At 35.8% G+C, this 15,409-nt stretch carries 11 protein-coding genes; 4 read left to right on the forward strand and 7 right to left on the reverse strand.

The window, feature by feature from the left end:
* The gene (locus MPR_RS02295; RefSeq protein WP_041888790.1) at positions 1-2,382 is read right to left on the reverse strand and encodes an outer membrane beta-barrel family protein; all 2,382 of its coding nucleotides are present in this window, start codon (positions 2,380-2,382) and stop codon (positions 1-3) included.
* A gap of 468 nt (positions 2,383-2,850) precedes the next feature.
* Between MPR_RS02295 and MPR_RS02300 the strand changes: the two genes are divergently transcribed.
* A complete protein-coding gene (locus MPR_RS02300; RefSeq protein ID WP_006262765.1) occupies positions 2,851-3,135 on the forward strand; it encodes a helix-turn-helix domain-containing protein in 285 nt (94 codons plus the stop codon).
* A gap of 116 nt (positions 3,136-3,251) precedes the next feature.
* Here the strand turns inward: MPR_RS02300 and MPR_RS02305 are convergent, their stop codons facing one another.
* From MPR_RS02305 to MPR_RS02330, 6 genes are all read right to left on the reverse strand, one after another.
* Complete coding sequence (locus MPR_RS02305; protein WP_041888791.1) at positions 3,252-4,253, reverse strand: beta-ketoacyl-ACP synthase III; 1,002 nt, start codon at positions 4,251-4,253, stop codon at positions 3,252-3,254.
* Positions 4,254-4,416: 163 nt separating this feature from the next.
* Complete coding sequence (locus MPR_RS02310; protein ID WP_041888792.1) at positions 4,417-5,313, reverse strand: helix-turn-helix domain-containing protein; 897 nt, start codon at positions 5,311-5,313, stop codon at positions 4,417-4,419.
* A 198-nt stretch (positions 5,314-5,511) separates the two neighbouring features.
* The gene (locus MPR_RS02315) at positions 5,512-8,697 is read right to left on the reverse strand and encodes an efflux RND transporter permease subunit (RefSeq protein ID WP_041888794.1); all 3,186 of its coding nucleotides are present in this window, start codon (positions 8,695-8,697) and stop codon (positions 5,512-5,514) included.
* 27 nt (positions 8,698-8,724) lie between these two features.
* The gene (locus tag MPR_RS02320) at positions 8,725-9,786 is read right to left on the reverse strand and encodes an efflux RND transporter periplasmic adaptor subunit (protein ID WP_041888796.1); all 1,062 of its coding nucleotides are present in this window, start codon (positions 9,784-9,786) and stop codon (positions 8,725-8,727) included.
* Positions 9,787-9,816: 30 nt separating this feature from the next.
* Complete coding sequence (locus MPR_RS02325; RefSeq protein WP_041888798.1) at positions 9,817-11,136, reverse strand: TolC family protein; 1,320 nt, start codon at positions 11,134-11,136, stop codon at positions 9,817-9,819.
* A complete protein-coding gene (locus MPR_RS02330) occupies positions 11,136-11,738 on the reverse strand; it encodes a TetR/AcrR family transcriptional regulator (RefSeq protein ID WP_041888800.1) in 603 nt (200 codons plus the stop codon). The genes MPR_RS02325 and MPR_RS02330 overlap by 1 nt, the downstream gene beginning before the upstream one ends.
* A 1,089-nt stretch (positions 11,739-12,827) precedes the next feature.
* Between MPR_RS02330 and MPR_RS02335 the strand changes: the two genes are divergently transcribed.
* From MPR_RS02335 to MPR_RS02345, 3 genes are all read left to right on the forward strand, one after another.
* Positions 12,828-13,793 (forward strand): hypothetical protein, encoded by a 966-nt coding sequence (locus MPR_RS02335; RefSeq protein ID WP_235280512.1) that lies wholly within the window; start codon positions 12,828-12,830, stop codon positions 13,791-13,793.
* Positions 13,794-14,024: 231 nt separating this feature from the next.
* Positions 14,025-14,999 (forward strand): polyprenyl synthetase family protein, encoded by a 975-nt coding sequence (locus MPR_RS02340; RefSeq protein ID WP_041888804.1) that lies wholly within the window; start codon positions 14,025-14,027, stop codon positions 14,997-14,999.
* Between the two features lie 12 nt (positions 15,000-15,011).
* A complete protein-coding gene (locus MPR_RS02345; RefSeq protein WP_006257421.1) occupies positions 15,012-15,359 on the forward strand; it encodes a hypothetical protein in 348 nt (115 codons plus the stop codon).
* The last annotated feature ends 50 nt before the right edge of the window (positions 15,360-15,409 follow it).

A 15,409-nucleotide genomic window follows, 5' to 3' on the forward strand; every position in this document is an offset into this window, starting at 1 on the left:
TTATTTTCTATTTCTTTCTTCAGCGTTACCACCTTGGTGATCTCTTACTTTAATCTTACTGTTTCCAAATGAGTAACTTACACCTAAATTGAAATAACGTTGGTCATAGTAGTTATAGTATTTTTGATTTACATTGTTTGTATTGGTAGATGCTGTTTGCGAACCAGTTTTAAAGATGTCATTGGCATAGATTGATAGGTTTAACTTTTTGTCAAGCATAGCGTATTTCATTCCTAAGTTTAATGCATAGACCTTAGTTACTTCCCAGATACCAACTTTTAAACTTGGTTGGTACCAGAAGTCTACTTGAGCAGTCCATGTCTTAGAAGAGTTTAGATAAGCTGTATTATTCGATGTGAAGTAATAACCACCTCCATTGTTTATGTCTAATTTTACATCTTTACTAAGTTTAGATTCAGCATAGAATGCATAGAAACCATTTTGAGATTGTAACCAAGGGAACGTATTAAATGTATAACTCACTCCAGCATTATATCTAGTATAATCTAATATATTATCTCTTAGATAAAGTGTTTTATTAGTTGCTATATCTACTATCGGATATTGAGAGTATTCGTCTTTCGTATTCGAATAAGACATACTAAAGTCTAGTTTACCTTTATAGTTATAAGTAAACTCTACTTTATCTGTAAAGGCTGGTTGTAGTTTTGGATTTCCTTCAGCTACACTATATTCAGTGATATACCATTTAAAAGGATTCAACTCCCAGAACGCTGGTCTAGAGATACGTCTGTTGTAATTGATCGATAGTGTATTATCGTCATTTACTTTATAAGCTATATATACAGTAGGAAATAGTTTCGCATAATTCTTTTTATTCTTGATGTCATATACCACAGATGTCCCAGTAGTCTGCGTTGTTTCCAATCTCAATCCTACTTGAGCAGTCCATTTATCATTAAACTCTTTACTAGCATTAATGTATAATGCTTGTGTATTTTCTTTGTATTCAAAGTTGTCTTTTTGTTTCAAGTCTTCTATAGGTGTACCAGATGATAGATTAAAGAAGTTTGTCTTGTTATTTGTTACCACGAAACTTGCCTTAGCTCCATAAGATAACTTAGCCCATTTTAAGGGTTGTTCAAAGTCTATCTTAGCACTGAAGTTTTCTATTTTTTGATTACCCGTAGAGTTTGCTATGAACATGTTGTTAACAGAGTTATCAACAGTTGTTGTATTTGTGTTGAAAAGTCTCTCTTTGTTGTTCACATAGTTGAAGTAATCAACGTCTATTGAATACTTAGTTCCTAGAGTATCAATCTTATGTACTAAGTTTATGTTAGCAGAGTGAGTGTTATTAACTCCGTCATTTTTAGCGTTTGTTTTGACGTATTTCACAGGGTTATTAACAAGGTTATTAACAGTTATAAGACCACCATCATCAAACTTTGGATCTCCTGTTCCTCCATTGTATTGAGCGCCTATAGATGTTTTATCAGTGATTTGATAATCTATCTGGAAGTTACCCGATAAGTAGTCATTATTGTTGTAACGCGTACTTTTTCCATTCCAAGTTTCAGTTGGATAGTATACTGTTGAGTTCTCTACTACATTGTAACCTCCTTTACTACCAGTAATTCCTGCTTTTAGTGATACTTTATCTTTATTATAGCTAAACACATCACTAATTCTGAATAAGTTCTTAGTCGATTGTTTATAACCAGCACTGATTTGGTTATTCCACGCATCAGGAAGAGCTTCTTTTAAGACGATGTTGATTAATCCACTATTTCCTTCAGCATCATATTTAGCAGGAGGTGTAGTGATTACCTCTATTTTTTTGATATTGTCAGATGGAATACTTTTTAGGTATTGTAATAATTGTTCACCAGTTAGCTGTACTAGTTTATCATTGATCATTACACGTACATTACTTTTACCTACGATAGAGATGTTCTCGTTATCTACTTTTAGACTAGGAGTTAGTTTTAATAAATCTACAGCATCGTTATTCGTAGCGTGTACAGAGTTCTCGATATTAAATACAGTACGGTCTACTTTGCGCTCGAATACCTTCTTAGTTGACTCTACTACGATCTCGTCTAGTTTAGTATCTTGTTGTATCGTGATAGTTCCTAAGTCTACAGACTGGTTTACCTCTATATTTTTGTCATAGGCTTTTACTCCGAAATTGTGGATTTGGAATGCGTATGTATTGTTCTCTATATCGTGTATCTCGAAAGTCCCTTGCTCGTTTGTGAAGGCAGATTGTATTAAGTTACCTTTTGTATCTAGCAAGTATATTTCTGCAAAGTCCACAGGAGCCTTTTCTGTATTTTGTACAGACCCTTTTAATGTGTTTTGTGCATTTACACTTAATGCAGTTAAGAATAAAGCAGTTGAGATAAATAATGCTTTCATTGAGTTTTATAGTTTACTTGTTTGTAAAGTATAATTCTATTTGTGTGCCAATAAATTAAAAATAATGTAAGATGTTGTTTTTTAGTTAATTGTGTTTGTTTAAGAAAAGAGTACTGTTCATTATCGAACAGCTTTTTTCTGAAAATGAACATTTTTTGAACACCAAAGGTCAGTAATGTTCAGGAGAAGTAAAAAAAGTTGTACAGTTGTACGAATTGATAGGTCTATAAACAAAGAAAACTGCTTGGGGAAGCAGTTTTCTTAGGCTAGATTATATGATTAATGAATTTCAAATTGAAGTTTTAACCATTTTGAGCTAGACTGGCTTGTTGTTTATGAAAATTTGTTCTACAAAATTAAGTATATTTTTGATATGTTTTACTTTATATGCAGAAAAGTGGTACTTTTGTTAGCTAGATTAGTGTAAAATTAGTGTTTTACGGGGAGTCAGTCTTTAAAAGTAATGCTATGGATATTGAAAGAATCAAGAGTATAAGAAAGAATTCAGGCTATTCACAAGAGTATGTCGCTGAAAGATTAGGAATTTCGCAAAAAGCATATTCTGATATTGAAAGTGGAAAAACAAAGCTTAAGAATGAGGTATTGTATGAAATCGCTAAGATTTTAGAAATATCTCCTGCAGCTATTTGTCCTATTTCATGTGAATGTATTTCTAATATAGAAAATAAGCACAATGAGCTTTTAGCTTATTTAGATGCGAAAGGGATAGAGTATCCTGCTAAGTATATTTAGAACTAGATGAATGAACTTTCGCAGAGACGAGAGTTTATTACAAGAAGATATTATAAAAAAAGTCCTTAGAATAGTGTCATCTATTTTTAAGGACTTTTTATGTTTTAGAAGGTCGATTATATTGACCAACGCAATAAGCTAGCTCCCCATGAGAACCCTGCTCCGAATGCTGTTAGAAGTACTAAATCTCCTTTTTTTATCTTATCTGTATTTTCCCAGATACACAATGGGATAGTTGCCGCAATAGTATTACCGTAGTTAGCGATATTGACTAATGTTTTATCTTCTTGTATTTCTATTTGCTTTCCTACAGCATCGATGATTCTTTTGTTTGCCTGATGAGGTACCAGCCAGTTTACATCCTCTACTGTAAGGTTATTTCTTTGTAGAACATTTAGACAAGCATCACTCATAGACTGTATCGCCTGTTTGAAGACTACTTTACCATCTTGTTTGATATATTTTTTGTCATCATCCTCTTCTAGATCAGTATTAGGATATAATGAACCACCACCCTCTATATTTAAGAATGCTTTTCCTTGGCCATTACTCTGCATTAGCGCATCCATAACACCTATCTCTGTAGAAGGTTCTAACCATACTACACCTGCGCCGTCGCCGAATAGTATATTCGTAGAACGATCTTGAATATTGACATAGGCACTGATCTTATCTGCTCCGATGACTACAACGTTTTTGTAACGTTGGCTTTCTACTAGAGAGGCTCCTAGGTCTAATGCATATAAAAAACCCGAACAGGCAGCATTGACATCGAATCCCCATACATTCTCTATTCCTAGCTTTTCGCATACAATATTGGCTGTAGCAGGCATAGGCATATCAGGTGTAGACGTAGCTACTATGATAGCGTCTATATCTGTTAGGTTTTTGTTATATGTAGTGATTAAATTCTCTATGGCTCTTACAGCCATATCAGAAGTCGCTAGTCCTTTCTCAAGTATTCTTCTCTCTTTAATCCCTGTTCTTTTTGTAATCCATTCATCAGACGTGTCTGTTACCTTAGCTAAGTCCTCATTAGTTCTTTTTTGCTCAGGTACATACCCACCGATAGCTGTGATATTTGCGTATATAGTTTTGTGAGTAGTTGTTTTTGTCATATTGTTATGCGTCTTTATTTCAAGTGAGTTAAATCTTCTTAACTCTTGCTATCTTTAGATTTTATGCATCAAATATCGTTATTATTACTTATTTTATAATAGATAATTAAACGGCAATAATTGTCTAAAAGACGTTTTTATACTAAAGGCTTCTAAATAAACTTTATAGATTATTCTTAAAGTCTGTAGGAGAAATTCCAGTATGTGTTTTAAAAAACTTACTGAATACTGACAAGTCAATGAAGTTCAACTCATTAATAATATCTGTGATAGATGATTTAGGGTTTCTAAGGAGCACCTTAGCCTCTAAGATTATGGTTTCAGATATAATCTGTTTTGGCGTTTTTTGGAACACCTCTACTATGATTTTTGTAAGGTGCTTTCTACTGATATACATAGATTCTGCATAGAACTGTACACTTCTCTCTTTCTTAAAATGAGTTGATACCAGGTAAATGAATTTTTTTGCCAACTCTTCTTTTCTCATCAGTTTAGTATTACTTTTTTGTAATACAGTTTTGCTGTAGAAGTTGCCTAGTTCATACATCAATATAGAGAAGTGGTGTATGATGAGTTGTTTAGCATAGATATTATCTGTGTTATAAGACAGTTGAGTTAGTCTTTTGATATTGTTCTTAAACTCTCTAAACACCTCTCTAGTCAAGGTGATAATCTTAGGGTACTCAGAAGATAAGAAAGAAACCAAACTATGAGATTTGACGTGGAACCCTGCTTCTAAGAATAAGTCTGGGTCAATGAATACCGTCTTTACAGAGAAGTCTTCTGTTAGTCTTTTGATCTCAAAGAATTGATTAGGTAACACTACTAGTAAGTCATCCTTTTTAATGATAGTAGGTTCTAGATTAATCGTAATCTCACATCTACCTCCCGTCACTAAGATTAGCCCAAAGGTGGTAAACTGATACGGTTTATCAATAACAAAATACTGCTTATGCTTAGGCCCTATATCTAGTATAGCTAATCTTTTGTCCGTTAGAACATTCTTATAGCGATGCGTTATATCGCTTAGAGAATAGACTTGTATATATGAAGTATCCACGATGAATCTACAGTTTTAATTATTTTCTAAAATTAGTAATTAGATTGTAGATAGAAGTTAATATAGATTAATAAACGAAGTAGATAGCTTCATTATTTTCTATCTATAAAACAGCTATACATAAGTGCTATAAAATCAAAACCCCTGAGAGAATATGATATCTCCCAGAGGTTTCTGCTTGTTGTTATGAATGTTCTATTATTTTTTATTTATATGTTTAGCTGTGAACTCATCGATAAAGCCTTCATTGTAGTCATAGTCAGCAGTCATTAGCTCATTATAATCTACTTTTTCTTTTTTAGAGAATCGGCTTCCTATCTTGTCGAAGATAGAGTAGATGATAGGCACGATGACTAAGGTCAGTAGTAGAGAGGATAGTAGTCCTCCGATGATCACTACTGCTAGTCCGTTATTCATCTCAGCACCTGCACCATTTGCTAAGGCGATAGGCACCATCCCGATCACCATCGCGATAGTCGTCATTAAGATTGGGCGTAGACGTGCATGGTTAGCAGCGATTAATGCATCGTGTACACTATCTCCAGCATCTATTCTGTGATTCGCAAAGTCTACTAGTAGAATGGCATTCTTACATACTAGCCCGATCAACATGATGATACCTAATATCGTGAAGATATTCAGTGATATATTCGCTATCGCTAATGCTAATAATGCTCCAATGAATGACAACGGTACAGAGAAGATCACGATGAATGGTTTAGAGAAACTATCATATAGCGCTACCATTACTAAGTACACTAATATAATAGCAGCTAATAAGGCTACTCCCAGTGTACCAAATCCTTCTTCTTGATCCTCCATCGTTCCAGTCCATAAGTATTTAACCCCAGGTTTTATGGTTAACTGTTCGAACTGTGGTACCCACTCTTCTGCTATCGCACCAGGAGCACGTCCTATCGTTTGAGATTTAATAGTCACAGACGGACTCTTATCTCTACGCTCTAGGATAGAAGGACCAGAACTATACTTAATATCTGCGAACTGAGCTAGTTTTATATCTTGACCTACATTATTCTTAAAGCTAATCTCTTTTACATCATCTATCGTCGTTCTAGCATATTCCTGAAATCTGATATTGATGTCGTACTCATATTCTCCAGCTCTAAACTTACCATCAGTATTTCCGTTGAACGCCGTTTGCATGGTCATACCTACTGTGTACATATCTAGACCTAGTGCAGCCATCTTATCACGGTTTACCTGTACATTGATCTCAGGGCTACCCGTTTCCGTAGTCAGCTTTGTCTCCATTGTACCTGGTATTTTATCTAATAGCTCTTTCGCTTGTATGGCGAAGTCCATAGCATCGTCTAAGGTAGATCCTGTTACTGTTAAGGCTAGAGGTGCTTCTTCAGCTCCGATTAGTCCTACGGGTACAGTCTTTACTTTTGCCTCAGCGATGAGTGGTGCTAGCTCATTCTTTAGCTGTGCAGCATATACGAATGAGTTCTCTTTACGTTCTTTCTTATCTGTTAGGATTACGTGTATCTCAGACTTGTATTTAGTAGCTTGTGCTCCACCATATCCTTCAGAAGATTGACCTACTGTAGTGATCATATCTACTATTTCTGGTTTAGTGCTTAAGAAGTCTTCTACCTTTTGAGTTACTTTGTTTGTCTGTTGTAACGACGCATCTTTATCTAGTTCTAACTGTACTAAGAATTCTCCTTTATCCGTCTTAGGGAAGAACTCTGCTCCGATATATCCCATCGGTAATAAGGCGATCGATGCAAAGAAGGATATCGCTACGATAACAATAACAATGATTGTGTTACGAGTAGAGTTTAACGACCACACTAGTAAGTTAGAAATCCCGTGTGTGAATGAGTTTAACCCCTTTTCGAATCCATGTATAATCTTACCAAAGAAGGTAGATGGCTTAATCACTTCGATACGTCCATATCTAGAGAATAACCATGGTACAATAGTGAATGATACTAATAACGATAGCATAGTCGCTATAATTACAGTCACACAGAACTGTTTAATGATATTCGGTACTAGACCTGATGACATCGCGATCGGTAAGAATACAACTACGATTACTAAAGTAATAGCAGTAACAGTGAACCCAATCTCTTTAGCTCCATCATATGATGCACGTACTTTGTTTTTACCCATCTCCATGTGTCGGTGGATATTCTCTATCACTACGATGGCGTCATCCACTAGGATACCTACTACTAAGGATAGAGCTAGTAAACTCAGTAAGTTTAGCGTATATCCCAATAAGTATATCCCAATAAAAGTAGCAATCAAAGATAGTGGGATAGCCACCATCACGATGATAGCGTTTCTCAAACTGTGTAAGAAGAACAACATCACGAATGCCACTAAGACTATCGCTAAGAATAAGTCAAACATTACAGCATTCGCTGCCTCTAGTGTAAACTCTGAAGAGTCATTCGCTACTTTGATTTGAACGTTATGGTCACTGTAGTTGCGTTCTACTTCTGTGATAGTCTCATGTGTTAGCTCTGATACAGTCACCGCATTGGCATCAGACTGTTTGATAACTTGCATTAAGATAGTAGACTTCTGATTTAGACGGGCGATCTTTTCGATCTCTTTAATACCGTCCTGTACATCAGCTACATCACCTAAGCGAATATCTATACCACCCTGAGAAGCGATAACTAAGTTTCTCATTTCTTCTACATCCTTGTATTTCCCTTCTAGGCGGATGATGGTTTGTTTGTCATTCGACTTTACGTTACCAGTAGGGAAGTCTAAGTTAGACCCTAAGATGATCTGCTGTACCATAGGTACGCTAAGTCCATAAGCTTCTAGCTTTTTAGGATCTAATAATACCTGTATCTGTCTTTCTTCCCCTCCGATAAGCTCTACCTTAGCTACTCCATTCACACGAGAGAAGATAGGTTGTATTTTTTTATCTAATAAGTCATATAGCTCTTTCTCTGTTAAGTCACTCGTGATACTTAGTGTAAGGATAGGTAAGTCACTCAGTGAGTACTTCTGTAGCGAAGGAGGATCTACGTCCTTAGGTAAGTCCTTTAGGATAGCGTTGATCTTACGCTGAGCATCGTTAAGAGATAGATCTACGTCAGCAGTAGAGTTTAAGTATATCATCACGGTAGATAAACTCTCGAATGACATGGCTTCTACTTTCTTTACGTTCTCTAGCGAGGCTACAGCATCTTCTATTTTTTTGGTTACTGTGTTTTCTATCTCAGCAGGTGAAGCTCCTGGGTAGACTGTTGCAACTGTAATTACGTTTACTTCAAACTTAGGAACTAATTCGTAACTCAGATTTTTATAACTAAATAAACCACCTAGCAGTAATGCGATGAACATTACGATAATGATACTAGGACGTTTTATTGATATTTCGGCTATTTTCATAAGTCGATCCTTTGATTTTAGAGGATGTTATTTAATGATTGATACAGGAGCACCTTCTGTTAGGTTGATTTGTCCTGATGTGATAACAGTCTCACCTTCTTTAAGACCTTCTAGTACTTCTACGAAGTCCCCGAAGTTACGACCTGCTATTACTTTCTTAGATACTGCTTTACCTTGTGCGATAGTGTACACTTGATTAGAACTCACACTCCCCACGAATGCATTACGCGGTACTAATAGGATAGGTGTACCAGCATCTTTCTCTCCATCGAATATCGCTGAACCATACATACCTGCTCTTAATTTGTTTTCTTGGTTGTTAGCGATTAGTAGATCTACAGGATAGTTTAGTGCAGCGTCTGCTTTAGGAGCGATGAATGTCACTTTGCCTTGGAAGGTATCGTTAGGCAATACACTTGCTTTTACCGTAATGATATCTCCTTCTTTTAGATTAGCCACATGGCTCTCATCTACATTCACTCTTAACTTAAGCTGTGCTACATTCACTAGATCAAATAACGGAGCACCTGGCGCTACGAAAGATCCTAGTTCTACGTGTTTCTTATTAATGATACCACTGATAGGAGCCTTAATATTAGCATCGCCAGCAGTGATACGGGCAGACTTCAGGTTAGCCTCTGCATTTTTTAGCATAAGACGCACTTGATCCAATTGTTGTTGAGTCACTCCTCCAGTCTTAAAAGCACTCTCAAATCTAGTTGCATCAGCTTTAGCAGTAGCTAAGGCTGCTTCGGCATTCTGTATCTGTACATTGATCTGATCGCTATTTACTAGTGCTAATACTTGACCTTTCTGTACACGAGATCCTTCGTCTACTAATAGCTTATTGATACGTCCAGGTGTTTCTGCTGAGATTGTAACTTCTTGTTCTGGCATGAAGTTTCCATTTGCTTTATACGAAGCATCGAATACTTGTAGTTTAGCTTGTTCTGCTCTCACCGTTACCTCTGCACTGCGCTCAGCCACGATAGCAGTTTCGCGGTCATTCTTAGCTTTATTACTTGATAATATATAGACAAGACCTCCTCCTAAAACGACTAGTACTAAGGCGATAATAATTTTTTTCATGATGATAGTGATGTTAGATTTTTTGTACGATTAATCTAATAATGTCTTTAACTCTCCTTGAGCTTTTATTAATTGGATCTGTGCTAGTTTATAGTCTAGCATAGATGTAGTATAGTTATTCTCTGCCTCCGTATACGCATTCTCAGCATTGAGTAAGTCTGTTAGTGAAGCTAGACCGTGCTTATAGTTATTCTGGATATTAGACAAGATGTTTTTAGCTAGGCCTACATTGTCTTTTTGGATATCTATGGTGATCAGAGCATTCTCTAATGACTTCTGTGCATTGCTAAAGTCTAGTGATAGTGCCTCTTTCACATCGTGTATCTGTACATCCACTTTCTTTTGTTCGATTTCTACTTGTCTCACCTTAGAGCGTGTAGCAAACCCACTAAACACAGGTATCTTTAGTTGTAATCCTACTGCTGAGGTATTCATCCAATACACTTTATCTGCTGTAGAACCTCCCCATGGTAGTTTGTCCCCAAGCCCTTGATAAGCGAAGTTTCCGAAGGCTGCTAATGATGGATAATAGTCTGCAACGATAGATTTTCTCTTGTACTCTAGTAGGTCTTTTTGTTTCTCTAATAGGTGTATTTCTGTTCTGTCATCTATTCTATTCTCTGCTAGTATACCACTGTCATCTACTGTGAAAGTCGTGTCTGGCATTGCGATAGGTGTGTTCACATCCATTCCCATAAAGAACTTTAGTGCATTCTCTTGTAAGTCTATCGCATTGACGATCTTCTGTCTAGTAGCTTTGATATTACTAAGACTCACCTTAGTACGGTCTAGGTCTATCTGCGTAGCCAGTCCATTGCTGTGTAGGTTCTCTATAATATCCTTAATCTTCGTAGTACTCTCTATCGTAGTCTCTATCGTCTTCAGCATAGCTTTTGTCTGGTATACCTGATAGTAAGTACTCGCTACTTTCTCTATAATTTGCTCATCTGTAAGCTCTTTATTGATGATGTAAAATTCTTTAGCAGTACGTGCCGCTTTAAGTCCCATGAAGACAGCTTGGTTAAACAGTACTTGTGACGCTGTAGCAGTGATACTAGAGTTCCACTTTAGATTGAAAGGAATCATCTGTGTCTGTCCACCCATGGTCAGAGGCATCTCCTGTATCTTCACATTGTTCAGTAAGTTCGCTTCTATATCTATACGAGGTAGTGCATTCGCTCTGACTTCTTCTATCTGATACTGACTGTTCTCGATATCTAGACTAGCTTGCTTAGCCTCAGCTTTGTGCTGTAAGGCATAGTGCAGTGCATCTTTAAGACTTAAAGGTTCCTGTGCATTTACAATAAAAGTCGCTAATAGTGTAATAAGCGTTATTTTAAATGTCTTCATTATCTATTCTTCTGAGTTAATTCTTTGAATATTTTTAATCCTTTATCCGTAGCAATACTGCGGATATGATACTCTAGGTGTAGTGCATGTATCTCTAGATGACTATAATCTGAATCAGGGAAGTAGTCTAGGTCTTCGATAGCGACTAAGGATGCGATGTGAAATCTAGCTACATAGTCTATGTCTATCTCAGAGCGATATACTCCTTCTTTGATTCCTTTTTCAAGGTTCTGTTCTATAAGGCGAACGTATTTCTTCTCATGGAATACCTTTTGCTTTTGCGCTAGTTTAGGATAATACTTCGTTAGCTGATAGAAGCAAGCAGAGGAGTCTATTAAGAAAGTCTCATTGATATCATCATGCGCGGCTAGGATTTCGGGTATTGCCTCTTTCCCTTCTTTAAGCGTCTGTTCTATTGTGAACAGAAATTTAGCATTGATACTCGCTAGTGCTTTTTCTATTAATTCTGGTTTAGAAGCATAGTGTTGGTAGATTGTTTTTTTAGAGATACTCAGCTCAGCTGCGATATCATCCATAGTCACTGTTTTAAAGCCTTGGCTAAGAAACATTTGGGTTGCTTTTTCTAATATTAGGGTTTCCATGTTGTTTATTATTTGTTGGGCAAATATAGTTTGGAAACTTTGATAATAAATTCGTTTCCTTGTCAATTAAGGAAACTTTAACGTATGTATTAGTTTCTTTATTTTTGTAATCTATTGTATGTGAGTTCTTAATGTGTTTTGTTGTCAAAAACTTTTTGATGTAAAAAAGTTTCTAAACGAAGTGAAGATTATGTTATAACGATCATATTTACGAACAATATCGTCTAGCTTAGAAGATATAATCATCTTTAGAAGTACTGCAATGCTATCTACTACTCAAACCTTTGTTAGTACTGCGTTGCGTTTGATTTTTGGGAACTGTTCGCATAGTTATCGCATAGTGGTTACATAATTAAGGCTGTTTTTTATGCGATCACTATGCTATCAAACTACGATTGTGATAGTAACAATGCATTTGAGGTTAGAGTAGGAAGAAAGGAATATTTGTGAGGACAGGAAGACTAAAATGATCATAGTTATAGGGAGGTAACTAATGTAGTAGGGAGTGTTTGGTTTGTGGGTATGAGATGATTCGGGTGTTAGATGAATATAGTTCGGTAAATAACCTTTTAAGCCTAGTAAATACTACATATTACCGAACACTATCCGAAGGAGATGAAAGTTAATATATGTTGTGTTTTGATTGTTAGTGAGTTGTAATTTTATGTGCTAGTCATAGTAAGGCAATACATCCATAAGTAGCTATTATCTCTAGAATAGGCTATTATGGAGATTTATAGTTTGCGAGTTAGGTGTTTACAACTTGTTTAGTTATTATTTACTGATGATTTTCTAGAAATTAGGATTCGATTAGAGTTAGGGTTGAAACTTGAAAAATAAGATTAAAATCAAAAGACTTAGTTATAAATAACTAAGTCTTTTTAGTGTCATGTCAGGTTGTAAATGATATAACCACATAGCTTAGGATTGCACTTAAAAAAGAGGGGGAGAATAGAAATGATATTGTTTTTTGTTAATTAGGGAGTGATTAATTTGTATAAATATTAATTAAATATAATAAAGTGTTGTATTTTAGGGTTATATAAATAAATGTAGAGACACTACTAAATTATTCAATAGGATATAGATATGTATAGAGTTTTATTAATAAACATGATCTCATTAGTGCTGCTGTTCAGTAGCTGTAAGGATGATGAAGAGCAGGTGGTTATTGATACCTCTATAGAGGAGGTGATGGTAGAGACTATCGAGAATGTGGATGAGACTAACTTTGGTTGGGAATTAGTAGAATTAACGACAGAAGAGAAAATAGTGAGATTAAGTGCGCTCTATGCAGGTCAAGAGGTGGAGGTAATTACAGATAGTATATTAGGTGTGATTACTAGATTTAAGAAACAAATGATAGATTTAAATCAAGTACTAGGCGTACCTGATAGACGCTATTTCTTTGATAATCCTGAATTATTACCAGTATTGATTCCATATAAAATTAATTATGTCGATGGTACTTCAGGTGAGGCGGCAGGAATCTATGTAACTACGAAACGTGTTAGTGGTGAAGAACGCCAAAGAGATAATGTACTGACAGATGTAGATAAAGAAAGAATAACCCAACTAGAACTGAAAGTATGGGAAGTGTATGATGGGTCTGTGAATGTATTCGGGTATCTCGTAGAAAGGCCTGTACATTCTATTGTTTATAATGGTACGATAGATATGCTAAAGCACAATACGTATGAGATTAGTAATAAGGAGCCATTAATAAAGACAGAGATAGGTGAAGTAAAGTTACTGAAAGCAGATGAGAATGAAGTGACGCTAGACTTGCCTTATAACAGCGATTATTATGTGGTAGTCTATGGAATATCGGAGGAGAATAAGATTATAAGAGATGTCTCTAGGACAGGTGAAACTAAAAAAGTGAAAAAAGGTTCACACCACAAAGGGAGGGATCAGGTGTATATCACATTTGCTCATCCGATAGAGAAGCTTATGATCAGAGTGTATAAACGAGATGAGGTTACTTCACTCCCTTTTAGCTTTGAACATCGTATAGCGCCTGATGCTGAAGAAAGGCTGATGACGGATATCTAGGGAATAGCTTTAGGTGCTAAGAATATTCTCTTCATACTAAAAGTGATGTGATAGGTAGAATAACATAATCAACAGATATTAAGAATAGAATTATCATACTGTACAGTGAAGTATGAAGGGGGTAAACAGAATGGTATTTTTAGATAAGCATTAGTGATAACCGTTTAAAAAAGGGATATAGATGATTATCTTCGAAAAAAACGCGTATTTTTACACAAAATAATTTAAGTAATGCAATCAATAGTTAAGTATAAAGAGCAGATTTCTGAATTTATAGATTCGATTTCTTTATCAGGTACTCCAAAGGAACTTTACGAACCGATCTCATATATATTATCATTAGGGGGAAAACAAATTCGACCAGTATTGACTTTAATGGCAGCTGATGTTTTTGGTATTGATCCTAAGAAAGCCATTCACGCAGCTACGGCTATCGAATTATTTCACAACTTCTCTTTAATGCATGATGATATTATGGATGATGCACCACTGAGAAGAGGGCATCAGACTGTACATGAGAAGTGGAATACCAATACGGCTATCTTGTCTGGAGATGCGATGTTAATTTTGGCTTATCAGTATTTTGAAAACTATGAGAGCGATACGTTCCGCGACTTAGCTAAACTGTTTAGCAAAACGGCTATTGAAGTATGTGAAGGACAGCAATGGGATATCTGTTTCGAGAATAGAAATGATGTGAGTATTCCGGAGTATATTCAGATGATTAAGTTTAAGACTGCAGTACTCGTAGGGGCAGCCTTAAAGATGGGGGCTATCGTAGCAGGTAGTAGCCAGAAGAATGCTGAGGATATCTATGACTTTGGTATTAACTTAGGGATTGCGTTCCAGTTACAAGATGATTATTTAGACGCATTCGGTGATGCAGCTACATTTGGTAAACAAGTGGGAGGTGATATTTTAGAAAACAAAAAGACATTCTTATATCTAAAAGCAGTAATGAATGCAAATGAATCACAACGTGAGGAATTAGTAAACTATTTCTCTAGTACAGAACAGAATGCAGAGGAGAAAGTAACTCGTGTGAAAGAGTTGTTTATGGAGACAGGTTCTGCTAATGATTCTAAAAACTTGATCGAGGAGTACACGATTAAAGCATTAGCTATCTTAGACCAAATGGATATTGCGGAAGATAAAAAACAGCAATTGAGAACATTTAGTCATGAACTAATGGATAGAAGAGTATAAACAGACTAGGTCATGATAGAAGAGGCTGTACTGTATATAGAACAGAAGGTAGGTGAGTATAATCTACTGGGAGAATTAGTAAAGCAAGTCGAGAAAGACTTCCGTATGACTGTGGATCCTTCTATAGAGATAGTGGCAGACACCCCTTCTAAGTTGGTCTATGAGGTTTATAATCAATTGCATAAAATAGTCACACAGACTTCTGTGTCTAAGTTCTCTAGTCTACTGTATAGAATAGATATTGCTGAGGCAGATATCAAGGCTATTAAGAGTGTAGATATAGAGGATTACTTAAAGCAAGTGACTTTTCTAATCCTAAAACGAGAATATCAAAAAGTGTATATACGAAGTACACTGTAAGTATAAAACAGAAGAAGCACCTTATAAGGTGCTTCTTTTGTTTTATACTA

The sequence above is a fragment of the Myroides profundi genome (assembly GCF_000833025.1).
In the GTDB taxonomy this organism is placed as follows: Bacteria; Bacteroidota; Bacteroidia; order Flavobacteriales; family Flavobacteriaceae; genus Flavobacterium; species Flavobacterium profundi_A.